Raw genomic sequence first — 19454 nt, forward strand, 5'->3', positions numbered from 1 at the left:
GTATATATGCTTGTAACAGATATTAAGAAGATTGATGATAAGAGAAGCTGTCTGTATCTGGATTATGAGGCGTTTGGTCCGTTATATGCATCTGATATACGAAGATTGAAGTTGACGGTCGGATCAGAAACTGATGCAGAGAAAATGCAGCAGTTCCGGTCAGAGTATTTTTTTAAACGTGCGCTGAACAAGGCGGTCACAGCCATTAAGTATTCAGAAAAATGTGAATATGACATCCGGCAGAAGTTAAAGGAACTTTGCTATGATGAAGAAGTGATCGATACGACGCTTGATAAACTAAAAAAATATAAGTATATTGACGATGCCAGATATGCATCAGTTTATGTCCGGAGTCATATCCAAAGGAAAAGCAGACGAGAGATCACATATGCATTGTCATCCAAGAAAATTTTGAATGAATGGATCGAACAGGCATTCGAAGAAAACCAGCTTCCGGATGAAAGAGAGATCGTAGAGAAACTGATCCGGAAAAAATGTCCGGTTTCGGAACTTTCAGATAAAAGACAAAAAGTAACAGTATTTCTTGTCCGAAAGGGATATCCGTATCGTCTGGTTGCTTCCTGTATCTCGGAAATATTAGAAATGGGGTAGTCAGTAATATAAGAAAAGTTGCACAGAAAACAGGGCGAAAAATTGTTGTTTTTGTTTGTTTTCACTTGACATAATTAGTAAAAAATATTAAACTTAAATAGTTGTATAAGTGTACAATGAAAACTTAATAAGGAGGTGCTCCTGTGAGTGGTGATATTGCGTGGATAATCATTTATATTTGCATCCTTGTTGTATGTATCGTTGCCACATGGTTTATTGCTATTGCATATAGAAAAAATATTGCAGAAGCGAAGATTGGTAAGGCAGAAGTAGCAGCAAGGGAGATTATAGATGAAGCTCAGAAGGATGCTGAAGCGAAAAAGCGTGAGATTTTGCTTGAGGCAAAAGAAGATGCTTTGAAGACGCGGAATGACCTTGAAAAAGAAGTCAAGGACAGACGTGGAGAGATTTCACGAATGGAGAAACGAGTTCTCGCCCGTGAAGAAAGTATCGACCGTAAGACGGAAGCTATCGAGAAAAAAGAAGCAAGTCTTGCATCCAAGGAAGGTCAGCTTGAAAAGCAGAAGGCAAAAGTAGAAGAGCTTCAGGCAAGACGTTTACAGGAACTGGAAAGAATTTCAGGTTTAACCTCTGAACAAGCGAAGGAATACTTATTAAAAACTGTTGAAGATGAAGTAAAACATGAAACAGCAGTTATGGTCAAGGAATTAGAAACCAGAGCTAAAGAAGAAGCGAACAAGAAGGCAAAGGAATATGTTGTATCTGCAATCCAGAAATGTGCAGTGGATCATGTAGCAGAAACAACAATTTCACTGGTACAGTTACCTAACGATGAGATGAAGGGTAGAATAATTGGTCGAGAGGGTAGAAATATCCGTACTCTTGAAACCATGACAGGTGTAGATCTGATCATTGATGATACACCGGAAGCAGTTATTCTCTCAAGCTTTGATCCTGTTAGAAGGGAAGTTGCAAGAATTGCACTTGAGAAGCTGATTGTCGATGGAAGAATCCATCCGGCAAGAATCGAAGAGATGGTAGAAAAAGCGCAGAAGGAAGTAGAAACCATGATGCGTGAAGAAGGTGAAGCAGCAACCCTTGAGGTTGGCATTCACGGAATTCATCCTGAATTAGTGAGACTTCTTGGTAAGATGAAGTTTAGAACAAGCTATGGACAGAATGCATTAAAGCATTCTATCGAAGTAGCACATTTATGTGGTTTATTGGCCGGAGAAATAGGTGTCGATGTCAAAGTTGCGAAACGTGCCGGATTACTTCATGATATCGGTAAATCTGTAGATCATGATATGGAAGGCTCTCATGTACAGATTGGTGCTGACTTATGTAGAAAGTATAAGGAATCACCGATTATTGTAAATGCAGTAGAAGCTCACCATGGCGACGTTGAACCAGAATCCCTGATAGCATGTCTTGTACAGGCTGCAGATGCAATCTCAGCAGCAAGACCGGGTGCTAGAAGAGAGACTCTGGAGACTTATACTACACGTCTTAAGAAACTGGAGGATATTGCAAACTCCTATAAGGGTGTAGAGAAGACATATGCTATTCAGGCAGGTAGAGAGATTCGAGTAATAGTTGTTCCTGAACACGTTAATGATTCCGATATGGTATTACTTGCAAGGGATATTGCAAAGCAGATTGAAAATGAGCTGGAATATCCTGGACAGATCAAGGTTAATATCATAAGAGAGTCTCGCGTTGTAGATTATGCTAAGTAATTATTTTCAGCCTGTGGAATAAAATGTTCCACAGGCTTTTTTAGTGAATGAAAAATATGAAAAAATATGGATAGCTGGGAGGCAACAGATGGATCAGAAATTTATCAGAGAGAAAAAAGAACTGGCATATCATGCTCATATATTTGATGTATATAATGATTATTTGAGACTGCCGGATGGAAAACATGTAGTATATGATCTGGTCGATCATGTAGATGGCTGTTGTGTCTTGCCGGTGGATGAAGATGGAAACCTGATCCTGGTAAGTCAATATAGAAATGCGGTAGATGATATAACCTTAGAGGTTCCTGCCGGCTGTATGGATGAGGGAGAAGATCCGGGTCAGTGCGCAGTCAGGGAATTGGAAGAGGAAACCGGATATATTGCACAGGAACTTCAATTTGTAACAAAGACATATCTTGCGATTGGTACCAGTAATGAGCAGACCTATATTTATATTGCAACCGATCTGAAAAAGGGAATCAGACAACTGGATCCGGAAGAATTTATCCGAATCCGGCGGCTTTCATTGGCAGAAGCCATGACTATGATACAGACCGGAGAGATCGTTGATTCAAAAACTATTATTGCAATCCTGGCATATGCTGTAGAACAAATGAAGAAATAAATACCAGATGCAGTATAGCAAAAATAAATTACCATGAGTATATCCAGACGAATCATAGTAGATGAGAATGGTGGTTTTATTGTTTGATGCATATATTAGGACAGGGAAACATATGTATACGAGGGGGGATGATATGAAACGTAAATTTATATGGGCAATGTTCTGGATCGGCCTGATCCTTGGAACCTTGCTTGTAAACACACAATTAAATGTGCAGGAGATATTAGACCAGACAGGTATACAGACCGGAAAACAGGAACTGATCGCTTTGATCTGTAAAAGAATCGTGGAGCTGGTAGCGGTTGTAGCTCTTTTAAAGCTTGTTCCGGATAAAGCATCCGATGGTGCTCTTATGGGAATATCCGGACTGATCACCGGTATGATGGTTTCACTATATGCGATGAACGGAACTATGTTGTGTGCGTTTGCATTTTATATGATTGTTTTGATTATTGTGGGATTATATGCAATTGTTGTTAAAATTATATGTGGAACAACAGGAGAAGGGATGAGTCAGATTGCTGCTATGGTTGTCAGATTGCATAATTCTTTTTGGGGAACGGCAATTATTGTTACAATTTTATTACTGAATATTATTCTGGAAGTAAAAATTCTGAAATTTTTTTGAAAAAGTTTTACTACATGTGGTATACATAATTCTGTATAGACACATGATTTGGTAAAAACAAAGAAATTACGAAAAAACCTTGATTTTGCTTATAAAAATTATGTTTGATTTTATAGAAATTTGTATTTATAATGATATTTAGTCTACATAATAAGGGGAAAAATGCGTGGAAATTTACATAGAGAAATATGTTGATTATCTCAAAAATATTAAGAAATCAAGTGAAAATACAGTAGCTTCTTATCAGCGTGATCTGGTGAAGTTTTCTGATTTCTACCGGGAGAATGGAACAGAAGATATTCGTTCGATAAATGAGACAAATATCAACACTTATGTTCTGTATTTAGAAAAAAATGGAAAATCAATGGCAACTGTATCAAGAAGCATAGCTTCGATCAAGTCATTTTTTGGATTTCTTTTTCGGGAGAAAATACTGATGGATGACCCGTCAGTTAATATCAAGCCTCCAAAGATTGAAAAGAAAATGCCGGATATCTTAACGATAGAGGAAGTGAACCGGCTTCTTGACCAGCCGGGAGACCAGTCTCCGAAGGAGATTCGTGACCGGGCAATGTTAGAGCTATTATATGCGACAGGAATCCGTGTATCGGAGCTTGTTACATTGAAGATTACAGATGTGAATCTGAAGATGGGTTACATTGAATGCCATGACCTCAGAAAGTCGAGAATTATTCCAATCGAAGATTCAGCACAGCGCGCACTTGATAATTATATCTCGAATGTTCGAGTCGATATGTGTAAGGATTCAGAATATTTATTCTCAAACTGCAAGGGAACACCGATGACCAGACAAGGCTTCTGGAAGATTATCAAGGTATATGCCGATAAAGCAGGAATTGATAAGGATATTACACCGCATATGATCCGTCATTCGTTTGCGTCACATCTTGTAAATAATGGCGCAGACTTAAAGGCAGTACAGGAAATGCTGGGACATGCAGATATCTCAACGACACAGATCTATCTGAACAGCAAGCAGAGCCGCTTAAAAGAGGAATATCAGAAAGCGCATCCGCGGGCATAAGCGGAATGAACATAAAAGAAAACGATAAACGCCAGCCGACGGGCTATTGGCTGGGCAAAGCATAAGCTGCTGAATGTATATAGCAGAAAACATATTTGTGGATGATTATGCCGTATACAAGGTTAATACGCAGCAAAGTATGGATTGTACGAAAAAAAGTACATGGAAATAGTTGCATCTTGTCTGTAAAATAGAATATAATCCTTTCGGTTGATAAAAGTTTAAAAGTGAAGGACGACAGGAGAAAGAAAAATGGAGAACAATTATTATTCACCGGTACAGATTCTGGAAAATAATATAAAAGCAGGCATCAATAAAGCCAATATGGGTTTGCTTAAGATGATATTACTTGGTATGTTCGCAGGTATGTTTATTGCGATCGGAGCAGAGGGGTCAAACCTTGCAGCTCATAATCTGACAGGTGTAGGCGTTGCAAGAACATTAACAGGCGTGGTTTTCCCGATCGGTCTTATGATGTTAGTTGTAACCGGCGGTGAGTTATTTACAGGAAACTGTATGCTGACAATGGCACTTGCAGACCATAAGATCAAAGCATTACAGATGATAAAAAACTGGGTTGTTGTATATTTCAGCAATATGCTTGGATCTATACTGACAGCAGCTTGTGTATATGCTTCTGGTCAGTATGATTACTCAGATGGAGCACTTGGAGCATTCACGATCAAGGTTGCCATGGGTAAAGCAGATATTGATATCAGCAAAGCAATCTTTTCCGGTATCCTTTGTAATATTTTGGTATGTATCGCAGTATTGATGAGCAGTGCAGCGAAAGATCTGATCGGTAAGCTGTTTGGAGCATTTTTTCCAATTCTGATCTTCGTTATCTCAGGTTTCGAACACTGTGTTGCAAATATGTACTACATTCCGGCAGGAATCCTTGCATCCGGCAACAGCAAATATGTAGATAAGGCCTGTGAGCTTTATGGATATACATCCGCACAGATCTCAGATACACTTACAGTAGGTGGTTTTGTTCACAACCTGTTGCCGGTTACACTCGGTAATATTATAGGCGGCGGTATCGTTGTATCACTGGGACTGTATGCAGCGCATTTGGTGCTGGATAAGAAAGAGAAATAAAAAAAAGAGAATATTATTTTTGATATGTATGATAGAATAAAAGACCTTGTAGTTATGTACGACTACAAGGTCTTTTTTGTAATTTTAAAATACTATATGTCAACATATATTTAGAAAATATAAATATATGTTGACATATGTAATGCGTATATGCAATACTATAATTGCAACCATTATATTGCATAAAAGGGAGGAAAAATGAAGAAGATAAAAAGAAATATAATATTATTGGCATGTTGTATTACATTATTTAGCTCATTTGTTGTTTCGGCAACATCGGTGAGCAACTCTATAACTAATGGGGCTGCAACATTAACAGGATCGGCGCGTATGTATGATTATAGTAAGAAAAAAGATAAATGCATCATGACTGCAGCATTTGGGGGAGGAAAGGCAACTGAAGCTACATCAGGTTCGATATCTGGTAAAATACAGGGTATAGATGTAAAAGCGAAAAGAATGGATACGGGTAATTTAAATAAAAAAAATAAAACCTATAGTGATTCAAAAATTGTTAGTGATGCATATTGTGTATTTACTGTTACAATATCATTAAAAGGTGCAGATTCTAAAGAAATATATGCACACGATTAATATATAATACAAGAAGATGTACATATAATGGTTGTAGATTATCAAAGGAAGTTAAAATGAGGATAAGAGATAAAGAATTTTTTAGATTGTTTTTGATCGTATATACACTTATGTTTGTGATTATTTTTCAGTGCTTCGATATTATTAATAAAATGCAGGCTGAGTTAAAGGGAAGGTTATATAATGGTAATTATTCTAATTTGGCGGGAATTGAAACAAAGTGTGATGTATGTATGAATCATCTTAAGGCAGAATATAATCAGGCGGGTGAGCTTGAAGCTATGTCGATTGATGTTCCAGATAAGCATAGACAGAAGGAACATCTTGAAACTGCCAAAATGATCATAAAAGCAATGTATGGAAGAAATTTCACGGTGTATTCATATGCCAATGTTCGGGTTAGTGGAATGCTTCAGGAAAGGTCAGAAATGGCAGTTTTTTCATTGAAGGATGAATTGCCATTTAATATCACTAAAGGACGATCAATATGTTCGGACGATTTAGAGAAAAAAACTCGTGTTGCAATTGTATCTGAGGATATGATAAATACAATGGTGAAAAAAGAAGAATATTATTACATAAAAATTAATAATGAAGAGTATCGAGTTGTTGGAATTTATGAACCTGTTGCAGATAAGGCAGATGTGTGTTTTGCCTATTTTCCTCAAACAGAATATCAATTTGAGGAATTCTGCAGGAATTTTATAGATAATATTTTTTCAATTTCTAATATGAAGTGGGGAATATTTGGAGTTTATATTGGATCAGAAAATAGTTTTGATATAAATGAAATAGATGAATTTATTTCGGAACTTGAAAAAATATCCGATACAACATTTGATATAAAAGTAATAGATCGTTCGATTGCATCACCGAATGAAAAAATAAAAGTGTTAATTATAATATATGTATTATTGTTATTCTTTTGTATTGTTGTTTATATTCAGGTGATTGATATGTTTACAAAAAAAAGATATAAAGATTATGTAATATATCGTGCCTGTGGTTGCAACTGCAATATGATCGCAAGAAGATTATTTATGGAGATGCTGCCAATGTTTATCTGTTCATTTATTGCAGTTTTTATTGCAAATAGCGTATATAATGTCTGGCTGACAGATTCTGTATGGTATAGTATTTCATATGAAGGTGTTGCGTTTATGGCAGGAACATCTGTTGTTCTTGTTTATATGTCAATTTTCATCATAATTATGAAGTTGCGTCGGATTAATCTGGCAGAAGGGATTATGGATCTATAAATGAAACTTAGGTATTTATGGAAAATCACGTTGGATAATGAATGGAAACAAGGAATTCGAAGTTTTTTTAATGTTATTCTATATATTGTTGGAATTACAATAATTGGACTTCTGGTGTATTTTGTCAGTCTTGAAACAGATACGAAGAAGTCGGTAGAGCGTTCTATACGAAAAGAAATAAAAACATTAGGAAGCATAAGTGTTGAAGGGAATCCTTCAGATATTCAGTATAATTCAAATTTTAATCTTTTGAAAGTTGTTAAAAGTTTTAGTGGCATAGATGCATGTTCATCTGGATGGGGAAATGGTTCACTGGCAATATCCGGAGACTGGCGTATCGAATATGATGCATCGGAATACAGAGATGAAGACTTGAAATTACTGCAAGATATACAAAAAAAGAATGTTTATGATCCCGGATATGCAATACAGGGGAAAAGTTTGGAAACTACCTGGCTAGACGCTGGAGCGTGGGATATGATGAAAATTGATCTGCTGCAAGGCAGATGTCCTTCTGAGATTGATTATGCTTTATATGGTGACGCGATTCCAATCTATCTGGGGTATCGTTATAAAGATAAAGTGCAGCCGGGAACCCGCCTTATACATGGAGAAGAGGTTTATGTTGTAGAGGGGATTCTGAAGAAGAACAGTGTATTAGCTCCAAATAGTGATGATCTGATGAACATGTATCCGGAAGACCAGAATGCGATACCCTATCAAATACTTGATTATAGCATTTTGATAATTTTAAATTCAGAAATGGACAATACATATAATTGTTTTTTTACATTAAAAGATGGTTATTCATTTGATGATGTTCAAAGTTATCTGGATGCGTTAAATTTGAACCCGGATGTAGAATTTTACATCAATAGTGTAGAAAAATATCTGGATAATATGAGCAGGGAATCAGAAAGAAAAGAAATGACTGGGTTATTTGTGTATGTCACTGTGATTGTGTGTTTGATTCTGTCGTGCTTTGAAATTAACACGATATTGGCACAGAGAAGAGAGTTTGGGATACTTCTTGCTTATGGGTTATCGCATAGAGATATTATAAAGATGGTATTGATCGATAATATAAAAAAAATGATCATTGCAATTCTGATTATGACGTGCGTAATAGCCGGTAAACTGGCAGCGAACATTATGGTAGAGAATATGACATTTTATATGTTGAAGAATACGATTTACAGTCGGTTGGTCTTGACGATTGGAATGATAGGGATATTGCTTGTTCTTTTGGTCTGTATTGTACCGTCAATTCTGTTAAAGAAAATATCTCCGGCGGAATTACTTGGAGGAAAATAAATGATTCAATTAAAAGAAGCAAAAAAAATATACAAAAATGGCAGGACAGAATATCCTGCGTTGAATGGGATAGACCTGACTATAGAAAATGGAGAATATGTTGCAATTATTGGAACATCCGGATCGGGAAAAAGTACACTTTTAAATATCATAGGTGGGATGGATCAGACAACAGATGGTCAGTATCTGTATGATGAAAAGAATGTTAGCAAAATGAATTCTCATGCGCTTCATTTGTTTCGAAAGGAATATGTGAGCTTTGTATTCCAACGATTTGCACTATTGAATCAGTATAGTGTATATGAAAATGTCGAAGTACCGCTTTTGGCAAAGGGAATAGAGAAGAAAGAACGTAAGAAAAAAGTTCTTTCCGCATTGATGCAGGTTGGAATTCAGGATTTGTATAAGAAAAAGCCAAGTGAACTTTCGGGTGGGGAACAACAGCGGTGTGCAATTGCCAGAGCTTTGGTTATGGATACTCCTGTTGTACTTGCGGATGAACCGACAGGTTCTCTGGATAAAAACTCAGGCATTAAGGTTATGGAACTTTTAGAAGGACTGCATGAGCAGGGAAAGACCTTGATAATTGTAACACATGATATGGATATAGCAGAACATGCTGATCGTATAATACAGATTGAGGATGGAAAGATTGTTGCTGATACAAAAAAGAATTAAAAAATATTTATTATTGATAGGCGGAATTGTTATATTGCTTTCAGGTTGTGAAAAAAAAGAAAGTGATGATATGTTTGTGCTGGATCAGGAGGAAATGTCGATACAGGGAGAAGTTCAAAATAGTGAATTAGGGAAAAAAATGAAGGTACCGCAAAGCATCGATTGCAAGATGAAAACAGAAGATGCCGACTTACAAGCAATATTGATATCAGATAAGTCTGTCTGTATTCCAGATGTAGAACAACTTTATACAATGAAGTGCAGCAGAGAGAGACTGGATGCATCATACAAAAAGAAGATTTCAGAAGCAATATTTGGCGAAACAGTCCTGTATATATATGATGGCACCCCATTAATATCTGAATGTGATGAACAAATCCAATATTGCAAAAACAAGCAAAATATTTCGGATACCTTTTATAAACAATATTACCAGGCGAGTATTGAGGAGCTAGAGCAACAGAAAAAAACTGCACAGGAGATAAGAGAAAAGAATATTGATTTTTCGGCGGATCAGTACATTGGTATGATTAACGATCAAAAATATCTTCTTACATTTTATGGAAACGAAGACTATTGTGAATCCTTTGAACTAATGTTGTATCCGGAGAATTCAATGGAGAAATTTTTTGAGATTGATAACGGATATGGATTTGTTCAACCGACAGATATCTTGTCTGAAAATGAGTTGCTGTATTCGGATCTTTTGAATTATAGTGAAAATGAAGAAGATCTTTCAGTCGGGAATCGATGTAGTAAAACAATAGAGGAAGCGATAGATACCGCTTTGGGCTATGCTGGTGCATGTGTCTCATTGCCTGTTGATACGGGATGTGTAGAACCATTTTGTGTATCCTATATAAAGGGTGAAACAGAGGAAGAAGTACTTTTGTGTGATGGATATTCTATAACATTTCTTCCGAAAATTGAACAAGTTACTCCTTTTGTGTCAGATTTGTATTATGTAGAAAGTATAGCAGGTCAATATGACAACAGAAATGACAGCCAATCAAGCATTATGACAAATGGTTCAATATTACGCATTGTAATATCTTCGAAAGGTGTGGTTGGCATTGGTTGTGTAATGCCGGTGAAACAGGATGAAAAAGCGAAAAAAGTGGAACAGCTTTTAACGTGGGATGAGATTATGGAAGCCTTGAAAAATGGCTTGCCGGAATACATCAAAAAGCATGGTGCGTCATATTCGCAAATTGCATTTAATCATGTAGAACTAACATACTATTTAGAAGAAACAGAGGAGGGATATTGTTATATTCCTGTATGGCTTTTGGCAAATATTGATGCGCAGTTACAGGTTCCAGATCAGCTTATTCTACTGGATGCAAGAAATGGAAGATTTGTAGAAATAAAATAATATTCCAGATATACAAAATACAACTGCCCTATATAGAATAACATTGTGAAGATTTCGTTTTTCGATGTATATTGCCAGTAAATACAAATGCTTGTTTGATCCGTAGGTGAGTTAACACAGGAGTATTACGAATCAGGCATATGCATCGAATAGAAATCGCAACAAGTTATCTGTATAGGGCAGTTTGGTTGTATGTAGGGAATCCCATGCTGTAGAGGAAAGCCCTCCACTATTTATAAAACTCCACCAGCTTGTCCATTCTTGCGGACATATTATCAAACAGCGCATTCACGATCGTGATCGCAGCCATGGATTCTACAACGACTACAGCGCGGGGGCCGATGATCGGGTCATGTCTGCCGCGGATCGACACATCGATATTTTCACCGGATTTGTTAATTGTTTTCTGTGTGCTGGCAATCGATGGTGTAGCCTTGAAATGACAGGTGAGCAACAGATCAGAACCGTCGCTGATTCCACCCAGGATTCCACCGGCATGATTCGAGTTCTTGTTTACAACACCATCTTCGATATGGAAACCGTCATTATCATAAGAACCGGTATTTTCGGATACCATGACGCCATCCCCGATCTCAACTGCTTTCACAGCACCGATTGACATAAGGGCTTTGGCGAGATTTGCGTCTAATTTATCAAAGACCGGATCTCCCAGACCAGCCGGAACACCGGACACGATACACTTGACAGTAGAACCGATTGAATCATTTTGTGCTATGATATCAGAAAGATATGCAGATGCAGCTTCGCAGCTTTTTGCATCCGGCATGTTCAGTTCATTCTTTGAGATATAGTCTGCATCAAAGTCGGCAGGGTCGGATACGATATCGCCGATCGATGAAACATAGGTTGTAAATGAGATATTTAATGTCTTTAAGATCTTTGCGGCAATCGCACCGGCGGCAACTCTGCCGATCGTCTCTCTGCCGGAGGAACGGCCGCCACCACGGTAATCGCGAAAACCATATTTCTGGTCGAAGGTATAATCAGCATGTCCCGGACGATAGTAGGTAGCGATGTCACCGTAATCGCCGGAGCGCTGGGAGGTGTTCCGAACCATCAGTGAGATCGGAGTGCCGGTGGTCTTTCCCTCGAATACACCGGAAAGGATCTCTACCTGATCGGATTCCTTTCTTGGAGTTGAGAACTGGGAGAAGCCCGGACGTCTGCGGTTTAAGTATACCTGAATATCATCCTCGGTAAGTGGAAGACCGGCAGGACAGCCGTCAACGACAACACCGAGTGCTTTTCCATGGGATTCGCCCCATGTTGTGATCTTGAATTTATTTCCAAATGTTGAACCTGACATAATATGTAATCTCCTTCATATAGAATAAACACAGACAGCTTTTATATCTGGTGTATCTGTGTCAGATGGCTGAAAAACAGTATATTTATATTGCTCTCCATACCATCACGATGCTATTATATAGTAGTTGAAAAACAAAAAGCAACAGAAAATGCTTTTTATTATGGTAGTTGAAAAACAAAAAATACGTTTTGTGCAGTGAAAAGCACAGAAACCCCTGATTTTAAAGTTGACACACCGTTGAAAGTGTGGTAGTCTGACAAAGGTCAGCCTGTACTTAGTTTAAGGAGTCTCCGTCCTTTTACCCAGTTCAGGCCAAGTATAATATTATGGAGGATTGTTATCATGATAACAAAAGAGCAGAAACAGGAAATCGTTGCTAAGTATGGCAAGGATGCAAATGACACAGGTTCAGCAGAAGTACAGATCGCACTTCTTACAGCAAGAATCAATGACTTAAACCAGCATTTCAAGGCTAATCCTAAGGATCACCATTCAAACCGTGGTCTGTTAAAGATGGTTGGTCAGAGAAGAAACATGCTTGCTTACTTAAAGAGCAAAGACATTGAGCGTTACAGAAAGCTGATCGAGAGCCTTGGCTTAAGAAAATAATTTCTGCATCACAGATAAGAAAGACAGGTTGTTCCAATGTATGTTGGGATGACCTGTTTTTTTTGGATTCAATCTTGTATTTGACATATGAGTATGCTAAACTTTAAGAGATTGCGGCATGGCAATTCGAGACTTCTACAAGCTGTATCTATAAGGTGCGTCTTGTAGTTGTTTCGAGCCTGCTGCGGTTAATAATAGAAAAACAGGAGAAAAGAAAATGAGCAAAGAATTCAAGACTTATTCTATGGACATTGCCGGCAAGACACTTCGTGTTGATATCGGCAGAGTAGCAGCACAGGCAAATGGCGCTGCATTTATGCATTATGGTGATACAACTGTATTATCAACAATCACTGCATCTGAGAAGCCAAGAGACGGAATCGACTTCTTCCCATTAAGCGTTGAGTATGAAGAGAAGATGTATGCAGTAGGAAAGATCCCTGGCGGATTCAACAAGAGAGAGGGAAAAGCATCTGAGAACGCAGTACTTACATCCCGTGTTATCGACCGTCCGATGCGTCCGTTATTCCCTAAGGATTACAGAAATGATGTTACATTAAATAACCTTGTTACATCTGTTGATCCTGAGTGCAGACCAGAGTTGGTTGCCATGCTTGGTTCTGCTATCGCAACTGCAATTTCAGATGTTCCATTCTGCGGACCATGTGCAATGACACAGGTTGGTATGATCGATGGAGAATTCATCATTAACCCATCTCAGAAACAGTGGGATGAGGGTGATTTGAAGCTTACAGTTGCATCTACAAGCACAAAGGTTATCATGATCGAGGCTGGTGCAAATGAGATTCCTGAAGACAAGATGATCGAAGCAATCTATAAGGCACATGATGTAAACCTTTCTATCATTGAATTCATCAACAAGATGGTAGAAGAAGTTGGTAAGCCAAAGCATGATTATGTAAGCTGCGCAATTCCGGAAGAATTATTTGCAGCTATGAAAGAGATCGTAACTCCTGCTGAGATGGAAGTCGCTGTATTTACAGATGAGAAGCAGGTAAGAGAAGAAAATATCAGACAGATCAGAGAGAAATTCGAAGAAGCATTTGCTGACAATGAAGAATGGCTTGCTCTGATCCCTGAAGCATTATATCAGTATCAGAAGAAGACAGTAAGAAAGATGATCTTAAAAGATCGTAAGAGACCGGATGGACGTGCAATCAACCAGATCAGACCACTTGCTGCAGAGGTTGATATCATCCCTAGAGTACATGGTTCTGCAATGTTCACTCGTGGACAGACACAGATCTGCGATATCGTAACACTTGCTCCATTATCAGAGATCCAGAAGATCGATGGATTAGATGAGAATGTAGTATCCAAGAGATACATGCATCACTATAATTTCCCATCATATTCTGTAGGTGAGACAAAGGTATCCAGAGGACCGGGACGTCGTGAGATCGGACATGGTGCACTTGCTGAACGTGCATTACTTCCTGTATTACCATCTATAGAAGAGTTCCCATATGCGATCCGTGCCGTATCTGAGACATTTGAGTCAAATGGTTCTACTTCCATGGCATCTACCTGTGCATCCTGTATGTCACTGATGGCTGCCGGTGTACCATTAAAGTCAATGGTTGCAGGTATTTCCTGTGGTCTGGTTACAGGTGATACAGATGATGATTATGTAGTATTAACAGATATTCAGGGCCTGGAAGATTTCTTCGGAGATATGGACTTCAAGGTAACAGGTACTTATAAGGGTATCACAGCAATCCAGATGGATATCAAGATCCACGGACTGACAAGACCGATTGTAGAAGAAGCTATCGCAAGAACAAGAGAAGCAAGATTATTCATTATGGATGGCGTTATGAGCAGTGCAATTCCTGCACCAAGAACACATGTTAATGAATTTGCTCCAAAGATCGTTCAGATCAAGATCGATCCTGATAAGATCGGTGAGGTAATTGGTCAGAGAGGAAAGACGATCAATACGATCATCGAGGAGACAGGCGTTAAGATCGATATCGATGATGACGGAAACGTATCTGTATGTGGCGTTGAACAGGAGAGCATGGACAAGGCTATGAACATGATCAAAATGATCGTTGAGCCACTTGTTGTTGGTGATGACTACAAGGGTAAGGTTGTTAAGATCCTTGACTGTGGCGCAATCGTTTCACTTGCACCAAACAAAGATGGTCTGATCCACATTTCAAAGCTTTCTGACAAGAGAGTTGCAAAGGTAGAAGACGTTGTAAATGTAGGCGACGACGTTGTTGTTAAGGTTATCAAGATCGACGAAAGAGCTGGACGTATCAGCCTCAGCTTAAAGGACGTAGAGAATAAATAAAAAACAAAAAATATACAGGAGGGTATGTGTGTGAAATACGGACATTTTGATGAAGCCAAAAAAGAATATGTAATAGACAGACCGGATACTCCTGCACCTTGGGCGAACTACCTTGGTTCGCCTGCCTATGGTGCGATTATCTCCAATAATGCAGGTGGTTACAGCTTTGAAAAGAGTGGTGCGAACGGAAGAATTATCCGTTACATCTTCAACAGCTTTGACCAGCCGGGAAGATATGTATACTTAAGAGATGACGATACTTCAGATTTCTGGTCAGCATCCTGGCAGCCGGTAGGCAAGAGCCTGAATGAATACAAGAGCGAGTGTCATCACGGAACTGCTTATACCAATATCATGGCAGATTATTCCGGTATCCATTCTGAGGTACTTTATTATGTACCGCTGGATAAGACACATGAGGTATGGAATGTAACTCTTACAAATAAATCCAATAAGACCAGACATCTGTCTGCGATCGGTTTCTGTGAATTTACAAACGACTGCAACTATGAGCAGGATCAGGTAAACTTACAGTATACATTATTTATTTCAAGAACCTACTACAGAGATCAGAAAATCCTTCAGGTGATCAATGAGAATGTAGTGAATGATTCAGTGGATGGAAATGCTGTAAACAAGCGTTTCTTCGGACTTGCAGGCAGTGAAGTTGCTTCTTACTGTGGAGATAAAGAAGAATTCCTTGGTATGTATCACACATATGCTGATCCGGTTGCTGTTATCAATGGTGACTGTGGTAATAAATTAAATTATAACGAGAATTCTTGTGGTGCACTTCAGACAAAGATCACACTTGAGCCGGGCGAATCAAAGACATTTTCATTTATTCTTGGCATGAAGGATGAAGCTACAGCAAATGAGATCATGAAAGCCTATGAAGATGAGAAGACCTGTGCTGCAGAGCTTCAGGAGCTGATCGATTACTGGCATGGCAAGTTAGATAACTTCCAGGTTAAGACACCGAGCGAGTCATTTAACAACATGATCAATACATGGAATTCTTATCAGTGCTTTATGACCTTTATCTGGTCAAGAGCTGCATCCTTTACATACTGTGGCCTGAGAAACGGTTATGGCTACAGAGATACCGTACAGGATATTCAGGGTATCATCCATCTTGCACCGGAAATGGCGCTGGAAAAGATTCGTTTCATGTTATCCGCTCAGGTAGATAATGGTGGCGGACTTCCGCTGGTTAAGTACACACACAACCCTGGTCATGAGGATACACCGGATGATCCATCTTATGTAAAAGAGACCGGACATCCTGCATATCGTGCAGATGATGCATTATGGTTATTCCCGACCATTTACAAATATATCGCAGAGTCAGGTAATATCGGCTTTATAGATGAGATTATCCCATTTGCAAATAAGGATGAAGGAACTGTATACGAGCATTTGAAGAGAGCAATCGACTTCTCTATGAACCGTCTGGGTGATAATGGAATGCCTGCAGGACTTCATGCGGACTGGAACGACTGCTTAAGACTTGGCAAGCGTGGAGAATCTACATTTGTAGCAATGCAGCTTTATTATGCAATGACTGTAATTAAGTATTTTGCAGAGTTAAAAGACGATGCAGATTATATTGACTATATCAATGAGATCCAGTATAAGATGGGTAACACAATTCAGGAGAAATGCTGGGAAGATGACCGTTATATCCGTGGATATAAAGAGGGTGGTATGGTGATCGGTTCCAAGAATGATCCTGAAGCAAGTATGTGGCTGAACCCTCAGTCATGGGCAGTTATCAGCGGTCTTGCTACCAGAGAACAGAGCGAGCTTGCATTGGAATCTGTTCACAGAGAATTAAATACACCATATGGTGTCAGACTGATGTTCCCACCATATAAGAAACATGCGTTTGACGGAGCGTTAATGCTTCTGTTCAATGCAGGAACAAAGGAGAATGCAGGTATCTTCTCACAGCCACAGGGCTGGATCATCCTTGCTGAAGCATTGATGGGACATGGTAATCGTGCATTTGAATACTTTGACGAGAGTTCACCGGCATCTATGAATGATAAGGCCGAGGTTCGTAAGTTAGAGCCTTACTGCCATGGTCAGTTCACGGAGTCAGTTGGAAGTCCTTATGAAGGCCGTTCCCATGTTCACTGGCTGACAGGAACAGCATCTACCTGTATGGTTGGATGTGTTGAGGGTATCATGGGTATGCGTCCTGATTTCTACGGAATTAAGATCGCACCTGCAGTACCATCTGACTGGAAAGAGTTCAATATCACAAAGAACTATCGTGGCAAGAAGTTAAATATTCATGTTACAAATCCGGACGGACATGAAAGTGGCTGCCAGAGCATGACTGTAAATGGAAAGGTAATGGAAGATAACTACATTCGGTTTGATGAACTGGATGATGTAAATGAGATTACACTCGTTATGTAATTTATGAATAATTTCATATAAAGTATCAAACAATAGGCAGGAAGAAATGAAAAAATCTTCCTGCCTGTTATTTTTTTGCAAAAAAGTTATGGTTGAATGGAAAAGCAAAAATGATATTCGATTTATACAGGCGGAACATTTCTGACTATAAGAAAGGAAGTCGTTTACATGGATCAGGAATTAAAAAGACAGGACCTCATTGTAGAAAATGGTCAGATCATCATAAATGGAAACAAAGAAAAATATAATATATTGTTACTTGATATCATTGGGGAGATTGAGGGACATGTCAGTCTGCCGTCCGATACCAAGACTACAAAATATGAGCATATATTGCCGGAGCTTGCGGTTGTTCAGGATGACGAAAGCATCAAAGGTGTACTCGTATTATTAAATACAGTAGGCGGGGATGTAGAAGCAGGCCTTGCAATAGCAGAGATGCTGGCATCAATCAGCAAACCGGTTGTTACACTGGTGCTTGGAGGGAGTCATTCGATCGGTGTGCCGCTTGCGGTATCAGGTAATGTATCATTTATCGTACCGACAGCAACGATGGTTGTGCATCCTCTCAGAGTATCCGATACCGTGCTAGGTGTGAGACAAAATTACGAATATATCGAACGGATGCAGGACCGAATCATACAGTTTACGTCTTGTCATTCCAAGATCGGTGAAGATTCATTAAGATCGATCATGTTCAATACACAGGAATTATCCAAAGATATCGGTTCGGTTCTTGTTGGAAAAGAAGCGGTCGAATGCGGCATTATTGACAGGATCGGAGGAATATCGGCTGCATTAAACAAACTCTATGACTTGATAAATTGATGGAATGATAGTAAAATAGGCTGATGGTTCGTTTTTTTTACGGCTATTGGCCGGTACATAGAAAAACGGTATAGATAGAGAAAACAATAAAACAGTGCTGGTTATACAGCGGATTGGAGCAATTATGTCACTATTAGAATCAATCATTATGGGAATCATTCAGGGAGCAACCGAGTTCCTTCCCGTCAGCAGTTCAGGACATCTCGCAATCTTTAAGAACATGTTTCATGTAAATACAGATACAGGCATCATGTTTGATATCCTGCTTCATTTTGGCACACTGGTTGCCATCTTTATTGTGTATTGGAAGGATATTGTTGAACTGATCGTAGAAGGATTTACGATTATCGGTCTTGCCTGCTGCAATGTAGGGAGATTTTTTGCAAATCTGTTTTCCAAGGAGAAGAAACCATATCGTAAGATCATTGAAACGGAATACCGTAAATTCGTAATGCTTGTTATTTTATCAACACTTGTAACTATGGTGATCGCACTTCCGTTTGAGAGTAAGATTGAAAATGCCGGAAATACTTTATTAGTTCCGGGATTTTGTCTCTGTATCACATCTGTGATTTTATTTATTGCTGATCGTGTTCAGAAGGGCAATAAAGGACCGGCAGAGGCTACATATAAGAATTCGTTATTTATCGGTCTGGCTCAGGGTATTGCAACTCTTCCCGGTATTTCCAGATCGGGCTCTACGATCACAGCAGGTCTTGCATGTGGATTTAACAGAGAATTTGCAGTAAAATATTCATTCATCATGTCGATTCCGACAATTCTTGGAGCATGTATTCTTCAGATCCCGGATCTGGCAGGTGCAAGTCTTACCGGATCAGAGATCCTGAATTATGTGATCGGTATGATCGTTGCGGGCGTTGTAGGCTTTCTTTGTATCAAAGTGATGCTGAAATCAGTAAAGAACAATAAATTCAAGGGATATTCCATTTATTGTTTATGCGCAGGTGTGATATCTGTCATTTATTATTTTGTACGTTAATTTAAG

At 38.8% G+C, this 19454-nt stretch carries 17 protein-coding genes; 16 read left to right on the forward strand and 1 reads right to left on the reverse strand.

Going from position 1 to position 19454, the window contains the following annotated elements:
- The first annotated feature begins 6 nt into the window (after positions 1 to 6).
- The 11 genes from OCV60_RS03300 (at position 7) to OCV60_RS03350 (ending at position 10934) form a co-directional block, all read left to right on the forward strand.
- Positions 7 to 612 (forward strand): regulatory protein RecX, encoded by a 606-nt coding sequence (locus tag OCV60_RS03300; RefSeq protein WP_262529309.1) that lies wholly within the window; start codon positions 7 to 9, stop codon positions 610 to 612.
- A 176-nt stretch (positions 613 to 788) separates the two neighbouring features.
- Positions 789 to 2312, forward strand: a complete 1524-nt coding sequence (gene rny, locus OCV60_RS03305; RefSeq protein WP_465245475.1) for a ribonuclease Y — start codon at positions 789 to 791, stop codon at positions 2310 to 2312.
- An 88-nt stretch (positions 2313 to 2400) separates the two neighbouring features.
- Positions 2401 to 2940 carry an NUDIX hydrolase gene (locus tag OCV60_RS03310; RefSeq protein ID WP_118483640.1) on the forward strand — a complete coding sequence of 180 codons (540 nt, stop codon included), beginning with the start codon at positions 2401 to 2403 and terminating at the stop codon, positions 2938 to 2940.
- Between the two features lie 133 nt (positions 2941 to 3073).
- Entirely contained in the window at positions 3074 to 3568 is a 495-nt protein-coding gene (locus OCV60_RS03315; protein WP_147340246.1) for a hypothetical protein, read from the forward strand.
- Between the two features lie 166 nt (positions 3569 to 3734).
- Positions 3735 to 4613 carry a site-specific tyrosine recombinase XerD gene (gene xerD / locus OCV60_RS03320; protein ID WP_262529311.1) on the forward strand — a complete coding sequence of 293 codons (879 nt, stop codon included), beginning with the start codon at positions 3735 to 3737 and terminating at the stop codon, positions 4611 to 4613.
- Between the two features lie 252 nt (positions 4614 to 4865).
- Positions 4866 to 5714: a formate/nitrite transporter family protein gene (locus tag OCV60_RS03325; protein WP_262529312.1), complete on the forward strand. Its 849-nt coding sequence runs from the start codon at positions 4866 to 4868 to the stop codon at positions 5712 to 5714.
- Between the two features lie 198 nt (positions 5715 to 5912).
- Positions 5913 to 6308, forward strand: a complete 396-nt coding sequence (locus tag OCV60_RS03330; RefSeq protein WP_262529313.1) for a thiamine pyrophosphate-dependent enzyme — start codon at positions 5913 to 5915, stop codon at positions 6306 to 6308.
- A 56-nt stretch (positions 6309 to 6364) separates the two neighbouring features.
- Complete coding sequence (locus tag OCV60_RS03335) at positions 6365 to 7567, forward strand: ABC transporter permease family protein (RefSeq protein WP_117784889.1); 1203 nt, start codon at positions 6365 to 6367, stop codon at positions 7565 to 7567.
- Between the two features lie 30 nt (positions 7568 to 7597).
- Positions 7598 to 8881, forward strand: coding sequence for an FtsX-like permease family protein (locus tag OCV60_RS03340; RefSeq protein ID WP_262529314.1), 1284 nt, complete (start codon positions 7598 to 7600; stop codon positions 8879 to 8881).
- Positions 8882 to 9559, forward strand: coding sequence for an ABC transporter ATP-binding protein (locus OCV60_RS03345; RefSeq protein ID WP_008400747.1), 678 nt, complete (start codon positions 8882 to 8884; stop codon positions 9557 to 9559).
- Positions 9537 to 10934: a hypothetical protein gene (locus OCV60_RS03350; RefSeq protein WP_262529315.1), complete on the forward strand. Its 1398-nt coding sequence runs from the start codon at positions 9537 to 9539 to the stop codon at positions 10932 to 10934. Before OCV60_RS03345 ends, OCV60_RS03350 begins: the two co-directional genes overlap by 23 nt.
- Before the next feature lie 229 nt (positions 10935 to 11163).
- On the opposite strand, the gene aroC is transcribed toward OCV60_RS03350, so the two are convergent.
- Positions 11164 to 12261 (reverse strand): chorismate synthase, encoded by a 1098-nt coding sequence (gene aroC / locus OCV60_RS03355; protein WP_021943799.1) that lies wholly within the window; start codon positions 12259 to 12261, stop codon positions 11164 to 11166.
- A gap of 345 nt (positions 12262 to 12606) precedes the next feature.
- On the opposite strand from aroC, the gene rpsO reads away from it, so the two are divergent.
- The 5 genes from rpsO (at position 12607) to OCV60_RS03380 (ending at position 19448) form a co-directional block, all read left to right on the forward strand.
- The gene (rpsO, locus tag OCV60_RS03360; RefSeq protein ID WP_008400751.1) at positions 12607 to 12873 is read left to right on the forward strand and encodes a 30S ribosomal protein S15; all 267 of its coding nucleotides are present in this window, start codon (positions 12607 to 12609) and stop codon (positions 12871 to 12873) included.
- Between the two features lie 217 nt (positions 12874 to 13090).
- Positions 13091 to 15193 carry a polyribonucleotide nucleotidyltransferase gene (locus OCV60_RS03365; protein ID WP_021943800.1) on the forward strand — a complete coding sequence of 701 codons (2103 nt, stop codon included), beginning with the start codon at positions 13091 to 13093 and terminating at the stop codon, positions 15191 to 15193.
- Positions 15194 to 15223: 30 nt separating this feature from the next.
- Complete coding sequence (locus OCV60_RS03370) at positions 15224 to 17620, forward strand: glycoside hydrolase family 94 protein (RefSeq protein WP_262529317.1); 2397 nt, start codon at positions 15224 to 15226, stop codon at positions 17618 to 17620.
- A gap of 168 nt (positions 17621 to 17788) precedes the next feature.
- A complete protein-coding gene (locus OCV60_RS03375; protein ID WP_021943802.1) occupies positions 17789 to 18448 on the forward strand; it encodes a ClpP family protease in 660 nt (219 codons plus the stop codon).
- Positions 18449 to 18572: 124 nt separating this feature from the next.
- Entirely contained in the window at positions 18573 to 19448 is an 876-nt protein-coding gene (locus OCV60_RS03380; RefSeq protein WP_021943803.1) for an undecaprenyl-diphosphate phosphatase, read from the forward strand.
- Positions 19449 to 19454 lie beyond the last annotated feature (6 nt).

Source organism: Coprococcus ammoniilyticus (assembly GCF_025567345.1).
GTDB classification, from domain to species: Bacteria; Bacillota; Clostridia; order Lachnospirales; family Lachnospiraceae; genus Coprococcus; species Coprococcus ammoniilyticus.